Raw genomic sequence first — 16,261 nt, 5'->3', positions numbered from 1 at the left:
CCTGGGCCGATTTTCTACAGCTCTGCTCTGGCAACAGATAATTTGGGCCGAGAATTGTGATTGCAGGCTGGTCACAAAAAATGGGGGTTCATTCGCAATTCGGGTTTGGCCACCCCTATGGACGCATATAATTCGGGCTCAGAATGGCGATGAGTGCAGGTCGGCCGGATTATAAATGCAGGTCACCACATCTACGCAACGATGATGGATGAGTTTTGTGAGAAGGGTGTGGAGTTGCCTGAAGCTCCAAACTGGGTTTTGGAAGACTGTTTTAAGTAGCGTATAGCTTTCGATGATAGAGAGTTGTTTGCAGGCTGCTTTTTTATGAAAGATCCTACCCGGCACCGCGCAGCTTGTCGCGCAGTTTCATGATCCGGGTCTGAAGCTCGATTGCCTCCGCAAGGTCGAGGTCGGTCGCCGACAGGACGCAGCGGGCAAAGCCTCTGGTTTTTTCCTGAAGTTTCCGGCCCTTATCGGTCAGGGTCACCCGGACCTGACGCTCGTCGGCCTTGGAGCGTTCGCGGGTCAGAAGGTCCATGGCTTCAAGCCGTTTGAGCAGCGGGGTCACCGTGTTGGTTTCCAGCTGAAGCCGCTCCGTCAGCGAGTTGACCGGCACACCGTCCCTTTCCCAAAGGGCAACCATCGCCAGATATTGCGGATAGGTCAGGCCGATCTTTTGCAAAAGCGGCTTGTAGACCCGGTGCATGGCGTGGGTGGCCGAATAGAGCGAAAAGCACAGCAGCTGATCCAGAGGCAGACGCACGTCTTCGGGCAAGAGCCCGTCTTGTCCGTCGCTCCCTGTTTCCATTTCGCCGCCGCCCGTGTCGCCCTCGTCCATCGCGTCCTCGTCCGGCCCGCCGTCAACCGGCGTTGATTGCTGGGGCTGCGCAAATTCCATGATGCCCTGCGCCGGCTGTTCCGGCGTGGCCGCAGGCTCTGGCAGTGCTTGGTCTTCCGGCTTGTGCTCCGTTTCCGGGCCTGGCTCCATGCCAAGCACCTCCAGGATACACATCTGATGGGGCTCGTCGGTCATTCCGATTATATAAATCGCGCGCGATAGAGCTGCAAGCGCTTGACGGGGTGTCGGGGTGGCGGTATCAACAGCATCAATTATATCGCGCACGATATAATTGATGCGAGTTTTTCGAAAGGAAAGATCAAGATGGGTGTCAATGTCGTTTACTCGACCAAGGCGAAAGCAACCGGCGGACGCGATGGCGAAGCGGAAACCCTCAGCGGATCCTTGAAGGTCAAGCTGTCCACGCCGAAGGAGCTCGGTGGTGCAGGTGGTGAAGGCAACAATCCGGAAGAGCTGTTCGCGGCCGGTTATGCGGCCTGTTTCATCGGCGCGATGAAATTCGTCGGGTCCCAGGAAAAGATCGCCGTTCCGGCAGATGCGGCTGTCACCTCGACGGTCGGGATCGGTCCGCGGTCCGAAGGCGGCTTCGGCATCACGGTTGCCCTGGAAGTCTCCCTTCCGGGTCTGGATACTTCAACGGCTGAGAGCCTGGTTGCAAAGGCGCATGAGGTCTGCCCGTATTCCAACGCAACCCGCGGCAATGTCGACGTTCAGCTGACTGTCGCCTGAGGTCGGGAAAAATCTTCAAGACAGGTCCGCTTGCGCGCGGGCCTGTTTTGTTTTTAGGCTTGCCCGAAGTGACGAGGATCTCATGGTCAAGCCTCCCAAGATCGGCGGTATTCTGGAAACGGCGGTTTATGTCGATGACATGGAGGCCGCGCACGCGTTTTATCACGGGGTGCTCGGTCTGCCCCGGATGGTGGCTGGCGACCGGCTATATGCCTATGACGCCGGTCCGGCCCAGACGTTGCTGGTGTTTCATCGCGGGCATACGGGCGAGGATATCGAAACGCCGGGCGGGGTGGTGCCCGGACATGACACGACCGGTCATTCCCATTTCGCCTTCCGCATAGGGGCCGCGCAGCTGCAGGTCTGGCGGGACTATTTGTCTTGCGCCGATGTTCCGGTCATTTCCGAGGTCGTTTGGCCTGCTGGCGGAACCAGTCTCTATTTCCGGGACCCTGACGGCAATGTGCTTGAACTTGCCGCGCCGCCGCTCTGGCCGAACTTTACAAGCGGATCTTGAGCGGATTTGCCGGTCTCCGGCGGACTTTGCGCTCGCCTTCCAGCCAGGTGGGCTGGGGTGCCGCCGGGAAGGGTAGCCGCTGACAAAACGCCGAGCACGGCAATCACCGCCAGTATGACGATCGGGACGCCGACATGATGGAGGTGTGCCGCATAGGCAAGAATGGCCGTTTGCACGAAGACGAACGGCTGAACGATCAACTTGATAAGGGCAAGGCCGTTTTCGACATGTTGCTTGTCGATCCTGTCGAGGTAGTAGGCGGTGTAGCCGATATATATGAGCCCGTCGGCAGCGGTCATGAAGAAAAACACCAGGCTGTAGACCGCGACAAGGTTGATTGAAGGTTTGATTTCCATCGACAGCGCAATGGCGGCCGCGATTAATCCCGTCAATGCGCCGAACATGATGCAATGCCGGGAATTTCGAAATACGCTGATACGGGTGATGCCTCCCAACGCGAGGTTGCCAAGCGCACCGGCGGCGGCGAATGCTGGCAGGGATTCTGGTTTGGTTACATGTTGCTCGGCGGCGTGAAGGGCGTAAAAAACTGCGCCATACTGAACGGAAATCAGCGTTGCGCGCATGAGCAGGAAGCGCCGGAACCAAGCTAGCCCCAACAATATCCGGTAACTTTCACGCGCTTGTTCGAGCAGTGTTTTCCTTGATTTTGAGGGTGTTGTCGTGCTGTTTGCGGGGCTGCCTGATGGGGACTTGGAAAAGGCGGCTGCCATGATGAGCCCGAGCGCGATTGCGAAAAATGCGGCCCAGAGCAGATGTATATGTGATGCCATCTCGTCGGCTGTCTGGAAAAAGACTGCGGGCGCGAGCGCGATGAAAACCCCGGCAATTCCTGCGAGAACTTCGGACATCGACAGGAATTTTTGCCGTTCTCCTGAATGCCATGCGTCGGTCATGGCGCGTCCCATCGCGACCTTGTGCAGGCCAATGGCTATGCCGAGAGTGCCGGTGCTGAGAAAAAACGCCAGTGCCACTATGATCGGTGTTGGTGCAGTGGTTGCCGTGACAATAACCATTGAGATCGCGAAGAGGCCCATCAGTGAGCCGAGTACCAGAAACTGGTGTTTTTGCCCTTTTTGGGCAATCAGCGGAGCGAAGATCGCGGCCCCTATCAGGGTGGTTATCTGGAAGAACGGGACCAGAAGCCCTGCGGCAAAGGTTGCACCGCCGAGGGCGGAAAAAATATAGGGTAGTATTGTTCGAGGGTTGGCAAGGGTTGTTGCCGTGGTGACCATGGATTTGTGGCCCAGTAGCAGGCGCGCCTTTCGGGCTTTGCTTCGAAATGCCGGATTTGGTTTTTGGCTCAAGTTTTCAGCCGGGGTGTCGACGCTGTTCTTCGCCAAGACCGGTCTCCAGATTTGCGTTTTCAATGAATGAAGTATTCAATTCGCCGTGTGAGGTAATATTGTTTATTTTATTGGATTTTACGCGTTAATTTTCATTAAAAATCGATTTAATATCATGGATTTATGTAATGTCATATTTTTTTACTTGATTTACTATTTTGTTGCCTTGTGTGGTGTTTTTTTACTGAAAGGAGGCGGCTGGCTTTTATGCGCAGGGCGCGGTTCCAGTCGCAGTTTCAAATAAGTGTGGCTTAAAAATTGAAATTAATGAGGAATTTAGATTCATTTGACTTTGACGTAAGGGTGCTGGAAGGGGCTCTGCGGGAAATGCCGGGACAGTATGTCTTGCGCTGATATTGCGGTCATTTCGGAAGTTTTTTGGCCTGCTGGCGGAGCCTGTCTTTATTTCCGGCACCCTCGCGGCAATGTGCTCAAACTTGCCTCGCTGCCGCGTCGAACGAATTTGACCAGTGGATCTTGGGGCAGGTTTGCGGGCATACGGCAGCCTTTACACCCGCCTTGCAGTCAGGCGGGCCGGGTTGCTGCCGGGAAGCGCTGCTGCTGACAAAACGCCGAGCACGGCAATGACCGCAAGGATGACGATCGGGACGCCGACGTGATGAAAGTGCGCCACATAGGCAAGAATGGCTGTTTGCACAAAGACAAAGGGCTGAACGATCAATTTGCTGAGGGCGAGGCCGTTCTCGACATGTTTCTTGTCGATCCTGTCGAGATAGTAAGCGGTGTAACCGATGTAGATAATCCCGTCGGCAATGGCCAGAAAGAAAAACACCAAAGTATACACGACAACAAGGTTGACGGTCGGTTCAATTTCCATTGACAGGGCAATCGCTGCTGCAATCAAGCCTGCCAATGCGCCAATCATGATGCAATGGCGAGAATCCCTCAAGGCTTTCAATCTGCTGATGACGCCGGAAACCAGGCCGCCGAGTGCGCCGGATATCGCAAACACAAGCAAGGATCCCGGTTTGGCGGCGTGTTGTTCTGCTGCATGAAGTGCGTAGAAAACAGCACCATACTGGACCGAGATGAGCATCACGCGCATGAACATGAAGCGCCTGAACCACGTCAGAGCGAACAGTGTTTGATAACTGGTGCGCGCTTGCTTGAAGATTGATGTTTTTGGTTTTGCTGTGGTTGTGCCGCGGTCGATTTTTGCTTGCTGGGCGGGTGATCGGGAAAACACCACGGCAATAAACATTCCGAGCGCTATGGAAAACAGCGCGGCCCAAAGGAGCCGGATATGGGATGTCAATTCGTCGACGGTTTCAAAGATGAATGCAGGGGCAAGCGCGATCACTATGCTTGAAAGCCCCGCAATCACTTCGGCTGTTGAGAGGTGTTTTTGCCTTTCACCGGGATGCCAGGCGTGGGCCATCGCGCGGCCCAGGGCGATCTTGTGGGCGCCGAGAGACATGCCGAGGGTGCAGGTGCCGAATATGAACACCAGTGCGACCGTAATTGCCGCTGGGGAGGAGAGGGCGGTGACTGTGACCATGGCGATTGCGAAAAGGCACATCAGGCTGCCGAAAAACAGAAACTGGTGGTTTTGGCCTTGCCGGGCAATGACCGGGCGAACAGGGAGGAGCCGACCAGGCTGGAGATCTGGAAGATGGGTGTCAGAATGCCTGCCACAAATGTGGCGCCGCCCAGAGCGGTGCACAGGTAGGGCAGGATTGTCCGGGGGTTTGCAAGGTTCAGTGTTGTGGTGATCATGGATTTGTGGCCAAGGAGCAGTCGTGCTTTCCAGGCTTGGGAGGACCTCTCACTGGCCGCATCTGCCGTCGTTCCGGTGTTTGGTGTGCCGTTGTCCGAAGCGCCGTGTGCCGTTTCTGCCAAATCCGATCTCCGATGTTGCGCAGTGATTACCGTGCATGCGGTCTTTCTTAAGGATAATTAAGTGAACTATATACAATAGATTTTATATTCCGGAATTAAATTCAGTAAAATATCAAAAATATGCATTATATTTCAATGTGATTAAATGAAATACTGTGAAAATTACTTATTTTTTCAATTGGATTTAATTTTTTTTGAAGCATGTGAAGTGGGTGTACTTGTTTGCGGAAAATGGCGCTTGCCTTCATGTTGGCTTCTTGATCGAAATTGCGTACTAGATTCTTTTTAAGATATTGAAAAAAAACATAAAAAACTGATATATTGACTTTAACGTAAAAACGCTGGAAGGTCGCGGCCAAAGGATTTGGCATGCAGCGGCTTTACACCATCACGCATCTGACGCAGGAATTCGGCGTCACCACCCGCACGCTTCGGTTCTACGAGGCGCAGGGGCTTGTTGCGCCCCAGCGGCGCGGGCGTCAACGGCTTTACACGCCCGCTGACCGCACGCGGGTCAAGCTGATCCTGCGCGGCAAGCGGCTGGGTTTCTCGCTTGCCGAAATCAAGGAGCTGATCGAGATGTACGGCAAGGCGCCGGGGGAGGGCGGCCAGCTGCACATGCTCATGGACAAGATCGCCGAGCGCCGGAAGGAGCTCTGCGAGAAACGCCGGGACATCGAATTGACCTTGCAAGAGCTTGACGAAGTCGAGGCAGGGTGCCGCGACCGGCTGCGGGAGTTGGGCTTTGCGCCTGCTGAACTGCCTGGGGAGGGAAAACCGTGATTTTGGAGGTGCGGGATCCGAATTGGGCGCAAAAGACCCGGGCGAGTTTCGGGCGGCAGGCCTTTATGGCCCATCTCGGGGCACAGCTTGTCCATGTCGCGCCGGGGCAGGTCGATATCGCCCTCGATCTGCGCCTCGAGCTCACCCAGCAGCACGGCTTTTTCCACGCCGGGGGAACCGCTTCAATCGCCGATTCCGCCGCCGGATACGCGGCCCTGACGCTGTTTCCCGCCGATTGCGGCGTCCTGACCAGCGAATACAAGATCAATCTGCTCAACCCGGCCCGCCAAAGCCGGTTGGTTGCCCGGGGCAGGGTGGTGAAACCGGGCCGCACCCTGACGATCTGCAAGAGCGATGTTTACGGCGTGGAAGGGGACGCCGAAATCCATGTGGCAACCGGCTTGTTTACGCTGATGTCCGTGGCCGGAATGAAGGATTGAATGGAATGACTGATGTGTGTGTGCGGCCTTTGTGCGAGACGGACAGGCCCGGGTGGCTGCGGCTTTGGGCGGCCTATCTTGCGTTCTATCAGCAGGATTTGCCCGAAGAGGTCACCGATACCCTGTTTGAACGGCTTCTGGGAGACGGCGGGCATGACGGGCTTGTTGCAGAGCAGGGGGAGCGGTTGATCGGCTTTGCGCATTATCTGCCGCATGCCAGCACCTGGGCCATCGCGCCGACATGTTATCTCGAAGACCTATTTGTCGATGCCACCGTCAGGGGCGGAGGGGTTGGCCGGAAGCTGATCGAGGCGGTTTATCAGGCGGCTGAAGTGAAAGGCTGCACCAATGTCTACTGGCACACCCATGACGACAATCATCAGGCCCGCCAGCTCTATGACAAGATCGGCGTGCTGAGCAATTTTGTGCGCTACGACAAGCGCAAATGGGAGGAAAAACGATGATCCGCAACGATTTTCCGTCGTTCAACTTCAATCTCGGCGAAACCGCCGACATGCTGCGCGATACGGTGCGCTCCTACAGTCAGGACCGGATCGCGCCGCTGGCGCACCGGATCGATCAGGAAGACTGGTTTCCGAAAGAGCTGTGGCCGGAAATGGGCGACCTCGGCCTTCACGGTATCACCGTGGAAGAGGAGTGGGGCGGCTCGGGGCTGGGCTATCTGGAACATTGTGTCGCCGTTGAGGAGGTCAGCCGCGCTTCGGCCAGTATCGGCCTGTCTTACGGTGCGCACTCGAATTTATGTGTCAACCAGCTCCGCCGCTGGGGGAGTGACGAGCAGAAGACCCGGTATCTGACCAGGCTGGTCACCGGCGAGCATATCGGCGCGCTGGCCATGTCCGAGCCCGGTGCGGGATCGGATGTGGTGTCCATGAAGCTGCGTGCGGACAAGAAGGGCGACCGCTATATCCTGAACGGCTCGAAAATGTGGATCACCAACGGTCCGTGCGCCGATACGTTGATCATCTATGCCAAGACCGACCCGGATGCAGGCCCCAAGGGCATCACGGCCTTTCTGGTGGAAAAGGGCTTTCCCGGCTTCTCGGTGGCGCAGAAGCTCGACAAGCTGGGCATGCGCGGGTCCGACACCGGAGAGCTCGTGTTTCAGGATTGTGAAGTGCCGGAGGAAAACGTCCTTGGCGAGGTTGGAAAGGGCGTCAACGTTCTGATGTCGGGCCTTGATTACGAGCGTGCGGTTCTGGCGGCCGGTGCGGTCGGGATCATGCAGGCGGCCATGGATGCCGTGATCCCCTATGTCCACGAGCGCGAGCAATTCGGTCAGCCGATCGGCACGTTCCAGCTGGTGCAGGGCAAGGTCGCGGACATGTATGTCTCCATGAATGCCACCAAGGCTTATGTCTATTCGGTTGCGCAGGCGTGTGACCGGGGGGAGACGACCAGGGAAGATGCCGCCGGCGCCATATTGTTTGCTGCGGAAAATGCGACCAAGCTGGCGCTTGATGCGATCCAGCTGCTTGGCGGCAATGGGTACATCAACGAATACCCGACCGGCAGGCTGTTGCGCGATGCGAAGCTCTACGAGATCGGTGCCGGCACATCGGAAATCCGCCGGATGCTGATCGGCCGCGAGATTTTTAACAAGACCGCGTGAGCCGGGGCAAATCAGGTGCTGCCGCGTTTTTGGGCGGTGGCACGTTCCTTTGAGGTGACGATGACCGGAGAGACAAGTCTGGATGCGCTGTTGCGGCATATGAAGCCGGAACTCGACCCGGAGGCCTACGTCTTTTGCAGTTTCGGCGACCGCTCGCTTGCGGAGCTTGCAGCCCTTGATCCCCTGGGCCTGTTTCGGGAGTCAGAAGGGGTGACTGCAATTCTGACAGCAGAGGAGGCGGATCGTCTCGGGCAGGGAAGCTCCCCATGCTTTCGCCGGATCACGTTGACTGTGCACTCAAGCCTTGAGGCGGTCGGGCTAACGGCTGCGATCTCAAAAGCGCTGGCCGATGCCGGGATTTCGGCCAATGTGGTTGCGGCCTTCTACCATGATCATGTTTTTGTGCCGGAGCACACGGCGGAAGCCGCGCTTGGGGTTCTGAAAGGGGTGTCCGAAACCTGAGCCGGGTAAGCTGCCTCCCCGCAAATTGAAGCCGGTTTGGTTCGATTGCGGGTTACAAGGTTGCAATTCGGTCCGGAACTTCCCATTCCTTAGGGTGTACGGAACAGGGGTAGGCAGGATGCAGCGGGCCAGACGCCGCTTGGCGGCGGTCATGTGTGCCGACGTGGCGCATTATTCGCGGCTGATGGAGGCCGATGAAGATCGAACGCTGGACCGGTTGAAACATTACCGGCAAATCATGGCGGGGCTTACCGGCCGGCACAGCGGCAGGATCGTCAATACATGGGGCGATGCCGTCATCGTCGAATTCGCAAGTGTTGTCGAGGCCGTGCAATGCGCCGTCGACATCCAAAACGAGCTTGCCGTGAAGAATGCGGACTTGCCGGACGCACAGAAGATGCAGTTCCGGATCGGGATCAATCTCGGCGATCTGATGGTCGAGGGTGACGACATTTATGGTGACGGGGTCAATATTGCGGCCCGGCTGCAGGAAATGGCACCCACCGGCGGGATCATGCTGTCGCAATCGGTCTATGACCAGGTGCGCAGCAAGTTGGCATTCGGGTTTGAGCCGCTTGGGCGCAAGAAACTGAAAAATGTATCGGAGCCCGTAGGTGCCTTTTCGGTCCGGCTTGGTGGCCGGAATGAGCCGGATACCCCTATCGGTTCTGATGCCGGTCATGACAATGCAGGGGAAGACGCGGCGAGACAGTCAAGAGCAGCTCCGCCCGATCCCGTCAACGGTTTTGGGCAGGCGCGTGCCTGGCTTGCGGCGCAGCCAAGGCGGGTTCGGGCCAGCATCTTCATGATCCTGTTCTTTCTGGTTCTCAACATTTTGACCAGCGGCCTGTCGTCCCTCTGGTTCTACTGGCCGTCGCTTCCGTTCATTGTTGCGCTGATTTGGCATTTACTGGCCGGCAGGGGTGGGAAACCCGCCTCCGCGCCGCGCGGTATGGATTGACGCGCGCCGTGGCGTGCTTATGTTGCGGAAGAGTTGTCCTTTTGAAGGACTTTCTGCCGGGCCTGTGTTTGCGAGGCGTTCACGGATCGTTTAGACAGGGCCGAGTACCGGCCGGCGTCCTGCCGGCAACAAGTCAACGGAGCCAATCCTGCGCATGAAAAACTACACGACAATGGTGCCAGCTCGCCTCGATGACGAGGAAGACGAGAAAGCCAAGAGCCAGCAGTCCATTCAGGTGGACAAGCACCTGTTCGATGCCCGTACGGTTCTGATCACCGGTCCGGTGAACCAGGAAATGGCCCGCGATGTTTGCGCGCGCCTGCTTGCCTTGGCGCAGGTCTCCAACGATCCGATCACGGTTATCGTGTCGTCTCCGGGCGGACACGTGGAATCCGGTGACATGATCCACGACACGATCAAGTTCATTGCCCCGGAAGTGCGCATGCTCGGCATGGGCTGGGTGGCAAGCGCGGGTGCACTGATCTATGTGTCTGTGCCGAAGGAAATGCGCTTCTGCACGCCGAACACCCGTTTCCTGCTTCACCAACCGTCCGGCGGGGCCGGCGGCATGGCGACCGACATCGAGATCCAGGCCAAGGAAATCATCAAGATGCGGGATCGCTTGAACAAGATCTTCGCCGATGCCACCGGCCAGCCGCTCGACCGGATCGAGAAGGACACCGATCGCGACTACTGGATGAGCCCGGAGGAAGGGATCGAATATGGCCTGGTCGGCAAGACCGTGACGAATGTGTCCGAGTTGGGTTAGGTCCCCGGATCATATATTCTGACTGGTCAATCGGGCGCCGTTAGCGGCGCCCTTTTTCATGTTCAAGACCCTTGACAATCAGGTTCTTATGCCAACTGGTCATAAAGCCTTTCAAGGCGGAAACCGCCTTCAAAGGCGTTCCGTGAACACGTCATCTCAATTCCCCAAAGATGATAACCGGCAGAATTGCCGCGTTAAATTGCATAGGCCAGCAAAATGCAGAGGTCTCTGCCCGGGATTTTGAGTGCGGGCGCGTGGGCCGGTTTGGGACAACCGGTCCCGCAAGGCCGGGCCGGCAATGCTAATGCATCACCTGTTCGGCCACGTCACCGCTATTTGCAAGTGCCGCATCGGTGTTGCCCGGAAGGATCGACGGGCGGACCTTGTTCAGCAGGTCGACAATGTCGTTTTCGACCTGGATGTCACCCTTGCAAACAGACCTTGCCAAGTGACCGGAAAATGCGTCGAAGGCGTCATGTGTCGGGCACAGAGGGCCAAAAACCACGTTGACCGGCAACCCTTCATAAAGCGGAGCCCCTCCGCACAGGAAAACCAGAAACTCGCAAAGGTCACCGTTGGAAAGATAGTGTTCCGGTTGCGTCAGGAATGAAAACCCAGCGTCTGCACGCAACTTGAAGCGGAGTTCGACCAATGCCTGCTCAAGGGCGGGCCGGCCCCCGATTTTCATGTACAAAGTCATCCCTCACCCCTTTGATTCACATAGACTTGACCGTGTTGCTACAGTGAAGCCGTCCAGCGTCTGTGGCTGTGATCGTCCTCACAGTCTCCCTATGAATCCATATTTACGCATAAATTTGGCAAAATGCCGATACGTAAGTTTTGTGAACTCAGAATGACGGGTCAATTGGGCCGGATTGTGACGCGATTTCGGGGAATGTTTCATTATTTCATATGCTTGTGGTCAGTTTTGTTGGGTTTGAACCTTGAAAAAACATCCACGTTAAGGTCCCTCAAAAGGCATTTTTGCTAATATATCTGGTGGGGAGATGAAAATCGCTGGCCTGGCCGTGATTGAGGCAAATTCGCCAAGCGCCATGATCTGTGTTTGTGTGCTGATGGCATGTTTATTTATCTTTCAAAAATCGCGTATTTTCTGATGCGCCCGTCCAATTTTCTGATTCTGCTCGGTGTGGTTGGATTCATCCTTCTGCTGTCCAGATTTCAGCTGGCAGGGCGGCTGTTCCTGTGTCTTTCTCTGATTGGTCTTCTGATCGCGGGGTTTTCGCCGGCTGCGAACTGGCTGATTCTGCCACTTGAAGATCGTTTCAAACGGCCTGAAAAGCTATCCGGGATTGACGGGGTGATCATTCTTGGTGGCGGGATTGATACCGGAATTGCAGCAACACGCGGCGGCGTGCCAATGACAAAGGCGGCGGAAAGAGTAACTGTTGCCGCAGTGCTCGCACGCAAGCTTCCCGATGCAATATTCGTCTATTCCGGCGGCGCCGGACATGATCCGGCTGCGGACGTGAGTGAAGCTGAAACCGCATCGGGGTTGCTGGTGGATTTGGGGGTCGATCCGGAGCATATTGTCCTGGAAAACAGGTCGACCAACACCTGGCAGAATGCCGTTTTCACGAAGAACGTGCTCAAGCCGGTTCAGGGGCAGAAATGGTTGCTTGTCACGTCAGCCTATCACATGCCCAGAGCCGTCGGGGCATTTCGCGCGGCCGGGTGGAGCGGTATCGTGCCTTATCCGGTCGACTACCGGACGCGGGGCAGGGAAGACCGGTTTCGTGGTTTCGGCGATGCGTCGTCAGGCCTGCGCCGCTTTGATACCGCTTTCCGGGAATGGCTCGGACTTGCAGCCTATTGGCTAAGTGGCCGGTCCGCCGAACTTTTTCCGGGGCCGCGGGAAGGCTGATTGTCGAAGAAAGCGGATTTTTTCGCCGGTTGATCCTTACGGGGGTTCAATTTGGACCAATTGGTCCTATATATTGGGCGCGTGGTTATCCTTAGGACATGACGATATGGTGCTCGAAGCTCCGTTGGTCGCTGCGGACGTGGTCCAGTGGCTGTATTCAGATGCTGTTGAACTCAAGGACAGTCTGGAGCTGATCGAGCAGCTTGCCGGGCGCTTGCGCGCGGGCGGGGTTCCGGTGGACCGGGCGACGACCGCTATCGTTCTGCTGCATCCCAATGTCCGGGCCGAAGCCTCCGTGTGGACGAGCGACGGGCTGCGGGAGCTGCGGCGCTATCCTGCAAATCAGGAATCGGAAGAAGTCTATCTCAACAGCCCGGTCCGGATCGTTTACACGGAAGGCCGGTCGGTGCGGTGCCGGATTGCGCCGGACCGCGTGCCTGACGAATTCGGCATCATCAATGATCTCAGGCAGGAAGGCTATACCGACTATATTGCCTTGCCGCTGCCGTTCAGCGACGGCACTTACAAGGCGCTGACATTTGCGACAAAGGCGCCCGGGGGATTTACGCCCGGCCACATTTCCATCTTTGAATCCGTCAATCGCCCGCTTGCGCTGATTTGCGAGTTGCGAACCTTGCGCAGGACGGCCGAAACCTTGCTGGACACCTATGTCGGTGCCAGAGCCGGAGGCCGGGTGCTCAACGGATCGATCCAGCGCGGCGATGGCGAGTGGATCTCTGCAATCGTCAGTTTTGCCGATTTGCGCGGCTTTACACGGCTTTCCAACGATCTTCCAGCAGACAAGCTGATTTTGTTATTGAACAAGTATTTCGGCGCCATGACCGAAGCGGTTGAAGCGCATGGCGGTGAGGTTCTGAAATTTATTGGCGATGAGGTCATGGCCATCTTTCCCTATGAAAGCGAAGGCGGTGCCAGGGACGCGGCGCGGCGGGCGCTCAGTGCCGCCCGGGAGACCACCCGGCGCATTGAGGCAATCAACCGGAACAACACCTGCAGCTACACCCCCAGCATGCGGGTCGGCATTTCGCTTCATGCCGGGGATGTGTTTTTCGGAAATGTTGGCGGAGAAAACCGGCTTGACTTCACCGTCATCGGCCCGGTTGTCAATTTGGCCGCCCGGATTGCCGAGCTTGCCAAGGATCTCGACAAGGAGGTCCTAGTGTCTGACGCCATTGCAGACATCATGGGATGCCGGCAAGGCATATTCGGCAGCTATCGGGTGAAGGGATTTGATGATCCCGTTTCCGTCTATTCACCTCATTTGGTCACGGAAGGGCCGGAGGGGTGGTGTCCCGAAGCAAGGGCGTTTGTCGAGGCGAGCACCGTATCGCGGGCTCTTGAGGCAAACTGACGGCGTAGCAGGACCAGCAAGACAGCAAGCGTTGTCGCCGAGAAGACGATTGGTCCGGCAAACCACCCTAGAAAGCCGACAGCGAAGAAAAAGGCCCGTTGTCCGCGGTTAAAGTGGCGGCCGGCGAGGACGTTCAGGTTGCCCGCCTTGTCGGCAATTGTATGGATGCCGGCCTCGCTTGTGTGTCCGCGCTCGGGCACCGCTCCCATGATGATGCTCGAGTAGTTGAACAGCCGGTAGGCCCAGCCGAACTTGAAGAAGGCATAGGCGAGGATCAGCATCAGGCCGAGCACCTTGATTTCCCAAAGCGTGCGGCTTGCCTCAACGGGAATCGAGAGATCCTGAGCGACTTGCAGAATGCGTTCGGTCGAATCCAGAAGGGCAAAGCATCCGCCGATCGCCAGCAGTGCGGTGGAAGCAAAGAAGGCTGTTCCCTGCTGCAAGCCCGAAAGGATGGCCGTGTCCATGATCCTCACCTCGCGGTTGCACATGGCGCGCAACCAGCTCCGCCTGTAGCTGTCCATGGCGTGCGACAGCGTCTTTTGGCGCAAGGGGCTCAACTCGACGACAATGTTGAAGCCGAACCAGGCGCACAAGAACCAGGTAACCGCCGCGATGTCCAGAATGCCGAGGGGATGCATAAAAGTAACAATCCTTAACGAAGTGTTCGCGGATTTTTCCGCACGCTTGACTGTGTACTATCCAGCACCTTTCCGGAAAAGCCATGTTTCACAACGGGTAAGGTTGGGGATGCAGTTTTCGTGGAGCTGCCGCTCAAATTTTGCACTTGCGAAACAGATACCAATCATTTACCTCACCGCCCCACTGAGGCCATATTCCCTAACCGGAAGCGTGCCTGTGAGACACTAAAGGGTTTTCATGGAAGAGAACGTGAACAAGTCCTGCTGGGGCGTCACGATTTGGACGGTGGCCGCAATCGGGGGCGCGCTGGCGCTTCTGGTGCTGTTCAATGATGTTGATGGGGCACAACAGGCCGTTGCCGTCGCAAAGTAACAAGCTGAGGCAATGTGTGTTTCAGGGCGCGGTCGCAACCGCGCCCGTTTTGTTTTTGGTGTCCCGGACTGTTTCAATGCCAAATCTCATGCCGGTGCAAACAGCGAGCCGGTGAGGGTTTCAAGGCTCTCGAAATCGGGCGCCCAGTTTGTCATGCGTTTTGCTGTTTCTGTCCGGACCGATTGGGACTTGGCATAGCCGGCGGCCCAGTCGAATTTGGGGTCACACGTCTCCGGAGCGCCAACCGTTTCAACAGTGACATCCTGTCCGGTCGCTTTTGAGACGGCTTTCGCGATGGTGCCGACCGGAGCGCCCGGGATGGCAGCGGCAATGACCGCGGCCCGGAACGCGCGGTGCTTCAACATGCTGGCATAAAGACCTGCCAGATCATCCGCGTGAACAAGTGGCCAGCGCGTGTCCGGAGTTGCGCGGGTTTGAAACGGTTCGCCACGTGCCGCCGTCCGGGCCATGTTGTGGAGCGGCCCGGAATTCGTGGCGCAGACCAGGGCCGGGTGGATGACCGACAGGTTCAGGCTCGGAGCGCTCAACAGGGAGCGCACTTGTTCCGCGGACCATTTGAAGGCTGGAAGCGGATCGAAGGAGCTGGTCTGGGTCAGCGGTGCGTCGGGTGTCGAATCCGGGAACAGCCAGATACCGCCGGTATAGACAAGGCGCAGCCGCTTCTGGCGCGGAATGGCTGCCTTGAGGAGGGCGGCGATCGCCTGCCGGTCGACGGCGGCCATATCGGCATCAAAGGTTGCGCCGGTGTGGATGACGGCGTCGCAGGACGCAGCCCGTTCCGCCCAGCCCTGAGGGGCTGTCAAGTCGCCCGGATAGGCACTTGCACCGGCCCGGCGCAGTTTTTCGGCGGAGGCCTCCGATCGGGCCAGTCCGATCACGGAGCAGCCATCTGCAATCAGCCGCCGAATAACGGATCTGCCTATCGTTCCGGTGCCGCCTGTCACAAACACGTCCATAGGTCAAGAAAAGCCTGTTTCTTGAGATGCTGCAAGATCCGGCGGTGCCGGGAACTGTGCAAAAGCGGTGCAGCAAGGTCCAACGGCGTTGACCGCCCTGACAGGATCGCTACCTGAAGAGCATGACCTTGCATCTGGTAAAATTATGTGTCGGCGCCGACAGTGTGGAAAGCCTGCAGGCCTGGGTGGACTTTCGGGTCGAACAACAGCGGCTGGCCGGTGCGCCGGTCGAACAGAAACACACCACACGCATGGTCCCGACACGCCGCGAGGAACTGCTGGATGGCGGGTCGCTCTATTGGGTGATCAAGGGTCGGATACAGGTGCGGCAGAAATTGCTGGATATTCGCCCGTTTACCGATGAGGCCGGTGTCAAGCGCTGCGATCTGGTTCTGGAGCCGCATCTGGTTTTGACCCAGTACCAGCCAAAACGCCCGTTTCAGGGTTGGCGATATCTTAAACCCCAGGACGCGCCATCCGACATCAAGGGCGGCAGCGACGCGGCCGCCATGCCTGATGCCATGCGCCGGGATCTGACCGAGCTTTGCCTGATCTGACGTAACGCGGCCTCGAGGTCCTTGCCGCTTATTCGGCTTTCGGACCAGGGAGTGAATTCAAGCGCCAAGTGCAACACAA

General features: G+C 57.3%; 20 protein-coding genes. 13 read left to right on the top strand and 7 right to left on the bottom strand.

Annotation, left to right across the window (positions count from 1 at the left end; genetic code table 11):
- Positions 1 to 334: 334 nt before the first annotated feature.
- Complete coding sequence (locus E1297_RS10120; protein WP_368669512.1) at positions 335 to 1,033, bottom strand: MarR family winged helix-turn-helix transcriptional regulator; 699 nt, start codon at positions 1,031 to 1,033, stop codon at positions 335 to 337.
- Positions 1,034 to 1,162: 129 nt separating this feature from the next.
- Between E1297_RS10120 and E1297_RS10115 the strand changes: the two genes are divergently transcribed.
- Positions 1,163 to 1,588, top strand: a complete 426-nt coding sequence (locus E1297_RS10115) for an organic hydroperoxide resistance protein (protein ID WP_155137506.1) — start codon at positions 1,163 to 1,165, stop codon at positions 1,586 to 1,588.
- 82 nt (positions 1,589 to 1,670) lie between these two features.
- Entirely contained in the window at positions 1,671 to 2,105 is a 435-nt protein-coding gene (locus tag E1297_RS10110; RefSeq protein WP_155137503.1) for a VOC family protein, read from the top strand.
- On the opposite strand, the gene E1297_RS10105 is transcribed toward E1297_RS10110, so the two are convergent.
- The 3 genes from E1297_RS10105 to E1297_RS10095 all read right to left on the bottom strand — a co-directional run bounded on the left by E1297_RS10105 (position 2,027) and on the right by E1297_RS10095 (position 5,329).
- A complete protein-coding gene (locus E1297_RS10105) occupies positions 2,027 to 3,466 on the bottom strand; it encodes an MFS transporter (RefSeq protein ID WP_155137500.1) in 1,440 nt (479 codons plus the stop codon). The two genes, E1297_RS10110 and E1297_RS10105, sit on opposite strands and share 79 nt — an antisense overlap.
- A 511-nt stretch (positions 3,467 to 3,977) precedes the next feature.
- On the bottom strand, positions 3,978 to 5,009 hold the full coding sequence (locus E1297_RS10100; protein WP_155137497.1) for an MFS transporter: 1,032 nt from the start codon (positions 5,007 to 5,009) through the stop codon (positions 3,978 to 3,980).
- Complete coding sequence (locus tag E1297_RS10095) at positions 5,009 to 5,329, bottom strand: hypothetical protein (protein ID WP_155137494.1); 321 nt, start codon at positions 5,327 to 5,329, stop codon at positions 5,009 to 5,011. Before E1297_RS10095 ends, E1297_RS10100 begins: the two co-directional genes overlap by 1 nt.
- Before the next feature lie 369 nt (positions 5,330 to 5,698).
- Between E1297_RS10095 and E1297_RS10090 the strand changes: the two genes are divergently transcribed.
- From E1297_RS10090 to E1297_RS10060, 7 genes are all read left to right on the top strand, one after another.
- A complete protein-coding gene (locus tag E1297_RS10090) occupies positions 5,699 to 6,112 on the top strand; it encodes a MerR family DNA-binding transcriptional regulator (RefSeq protein WP_155137491.1) in 414 nt (137 codons plus the stop codon).
- A complete protein-coding gene (locus tag E1297_RS10085) occupies positions 6,109 to 6,552 on the top strand; it encodes a PaaI family thioesterase (protein WP_368669511.1) in 444 nt (147 codons plus the stop codon). Before E1297_RS10090 ends, E1297_RS10085 begins: the two co-directional genes overlap by 4 nt.
- Before the next feature lie 5 nt (positions 6,553 to 6,557).
- Entirely contained in the window at positions 6,558 to 7,016 is a 459-nt protein-coding gene (locus tag E1297_RS10080; RefSeq protein WP_155137488.1) for a GNAT family N-acetyltransferase, read from the top strand.
- Positions 7,013 to 8,185: an isovaleryl-CoA dehydrogenase gene (locus tag E1297_RS10075; protein WP_155137485.1), complete on the top strand. Its 1,173-nt coding sequence runs from the start codon at positions 7,013 to 7,015 to the stop codon at positions 8,183 to 8,185. The genes E1297_RS10080 and E1297_RS10075 overlap by 4 nt, the downstream gene beginning before the upstream one ends.
- A 60-nt stretch (positions 8,186 to 8,245) precedes the next feature.
- Entirely contained in the window at positions 8,246 to 8,647 is a 402-nt protein-coding gene (locus E1297_RS10070) for an ACT domain-containing protein (RefSeq protein ID WP_155137482.1), read from the top strand.
- A 118-nt stretch (positions 8,648 to 8,765) separates the two neighbouring features.
- A complete protein-coding gene (locus tag E1297_RS10065; protein WP_155137478.1) occupies positions 8,766 to 9,608 on the top strand; it encodes an adenylate/guanylate cyclase domain-containing protein in 843 nt (280 codons plus the stop codon).
- Positions 9,609 to 9,762: 154 nt separating this feature from the next.
- Entirely contained in the window at positions 9,763 to 10,377 is a 615-nt protein-coding gene (locus E1297_RS10060) for an ATP-dependent Clp protease proteolytic subunit (protein WP_155137474.1), read from the top strand.
- A gap of 301 nt (positions 10,378 to 10,678) precedes the next feature.
- Here E1297_RS10060 and E1297_RS10055 read toward each other — a convergent pair whose 3' ends face one another.
- The gene (locus E1297_RS10055) at positions 10,679 to 11,065 is read right to left on the bottom strand and encodes a hypothetical protein (RefSeq protein ID WP_196223264.1); all 387 of its coding nucleotides are present in this window, start codon (positions 11,063 to 11,065) and stop codon (positions 10,679 to 10,681) included.
- 393 nt (positions 11,066 to 11,458) lie between these two features.
- Here E1297_RS10055 and E1297_RS10050 point away from each other — a divergent pair, with 393 nt between their 5' ends.
- Entirely contained in the window at positions 11,459 to 12,262 is an 804-nt protein-coding gene (locus tag E1297_RS10050) for a YdcF family protein (RefSeq protein ID WP_155137468.1), read from the top strand.
- A gap of 106 nt (positions 12,263 to 12,368) precedes the next feature.
- Positions 12,369 to 13,634: an adenylate/guanylate cyclase domain-containing protein gene (locus E1297_RS10045; RefSeq protein ID WP_155137465.1), complete on the top strand. Its 1,266-nt coding sequence runs from the start codon at positions 12,369 to 12,371 to the stop codon at positions 13,632 to 13,634.
- On the opposite strand, the gene E1297_RS10040 is transcribed toward E1297_RS10045, so the two are convergent.
- Positions 13,541 to 14,275: a DUF599 domain-containing protein gene (locus tag E1297_RS10040; RefSeq protein ID WP_155137462.1), complete on the bottom strand. Its 735-nt coding sequence runs from the start codon at positions 14,273 to 14,275 to the stop codon at positions 13,541 to 13,543. The genes E1297_RS10045 and E1297_RS10040 overlap by 94 nt on opposite strands.
- Positions 14,276 to 14,513: 238 nt before the next feature.
- Between E1297_RS10040 and E1297_RS50775 the strand changes: the two genes are divergently transcribed.
- Complete coding sequence (locus E1297_RS50775) at positions 14,514 to 14,648, top strand: hypothetical protein (RefSeq protein ID WP_256372708.1); 135 nt, start codon at positions 14,514 to 14,516, stop codon at positions 14,646 to 14,648.
- Between the two features lie 86 nt (positions 14,649 to 14,734).
- On the opposite strand, the gene E1297_RS10035 is transcribed toward E1297_RS50775, so the two are convergent.
- Positions 14,735 to 15,613, bottom strand: coding sequence for an NAD-dependent epimerase/dehydratase family protein (locus E1297_RS10035; protein ID WP_196223263.1), 879 nt, complete (start codon positions 15,611 to 15,613; stop codon positions 14,735 to 14,737).
- A 134-nt stretch (positions 15,614 to 15,747) separates the two neighbouring features.
- Here E1297_RS10035 and E1297_RS10030 point away from each other — a divergent pair, with 134 nt between their 5' ends.
- Complete coding sequence (locus E1297_RS10030; RefSeq protein ID WP_155137456.1) at positions 15,748 to 16,182, top strand: DUF1489 family protein; 435 nt, start codon at positions 15,748 to 15,750, stop codon at positions 16,180 to 16,182.
- Positions 16,183 to 16,261 lie beyond the last annotated feature (79 nt).

Source organism: Roseibium sp. RKSG952 (assembly GCF_009711355.1).
Note: the sequence above shows the minus strand (reverse complement) of the source record. Positions and strands in the feature narration are given on the sequence as shown.

Excerpts from the sequence above, each read along its gene's own strand:
- E1297_RS10040 (WP_155137462.1), bottom strand. The coding sequence starts at position 14,275 with ATGCATCCCCTCGGCATTCTGGACATCGCGGCGGTTACCTGGTTCTTG.
- E1297_RS50775 (WP_256372708.1), top strand. The coding sequence starts at position 14,514 with ATGGAAGAGAACGTGAACAAGTCCTGCTGGGGCGTCACGATTTGGACG.
- E1297_RS10110 (WP_155137503.1), top strand. The coding sequence starts at position 1,671 with ATGGTCAAGCCTCCCAAGATCGGCGGTATTCTGGAAACGGCGGTTTAT.
- E1297_RS10075 (WP_155137485.1), top strand. The coding sequence starts at position 7,013 with ATGATCCGCAACGATTTTCCGTCGTTCAACTTCAATCTCGGCGAAACC.
- E1297_RS10090 (WP_155137491.1), top strand. The coding sequence starts at position 5,699 with ATGCAGCGGCTTTACACCATCACGCATCTGACGCAGGAATTCGGCGTC.
- E1297_RS10055 (WP_196223264.1), bottom strand. The coding sequence starts at position 11,065 with ATGAAAATCGGGGGCCGGCCCGCCCTTGAGCAGGCATTGGTCGAACTC.
- E1297_RS10100 (WP_155137497.1), bottom strand. The coding sequence starts at position 5,009 with ATGTGCCTTTTCGCAATCGCCATGGTCACAGTCACCGCCCTCTCCTCC.
- E1297_RS10115 (WP_155137506.1), top strand. The coding sequence starts at position 1,163 with ATGGGTGTCAATGTCGTTTACTCGACCAAGGCGAAAGCAACCGGCGGA.
- E1297_RS10045 (WP_155137465.1), top strand. The coding sequence starts at position 12,369 with ATGGTGCTCGAAGCTCCGTTGGTCGCTGCGGACGTGGTCCAGTGGCTG.
- E1297_RS10030 (WP_155137456.1), top strand. The coding sequence starts at position 15,748 with ATGACCTTGCATCTGGTAAAATTATGTGTCGGCGCCGACAGTGTGGAA.
- E1297_RS10050 (WP_155137468.1), top strand. The coding sequence starts at position 11,459 with ATGTTTATTTATCTTTCAAAAATCGCGTATTTTCTGATGCGCCCGTCC.
- E1297_RS10065 (WP_155137478.1), top strand. The coding sequence starts at position 8,766 with ATGCAGCGGGCCAGACGCCGCTTGGCGGCGGTCATGTGTGCCGACGTG.
- E1297_RS10120 (WP_368669512.1), bottom strand. The coding sequence starts at position 1,033 with ATGACCGACGAGCCCCATCAGATGTGTATCCTGGAGGTGCTTGGCATG.
- E1297_RS10060 (WP_155137474.1), top strand. The coding sequence starts at position 9,763 with ATGAAAAACTACACGACAATGGTGCCAGCTCGCCTCGATGACGAGGAA.
- E1297_RS10070 (WP_155137482.1), top strand. The coding sequence starts at position 8,246 with ATGACCGGAGAGACAAGTCTGGATGCGCTGTTGCGGCATATGAAGCCG.
- E1297_RS10080 (WP_155137488.1), top strand. The coding sequence starts at position 6,558 with ATGACTGATGTGTGTGTGCGGCCTTTGTGCGAGACGGACAGGCCCGGG.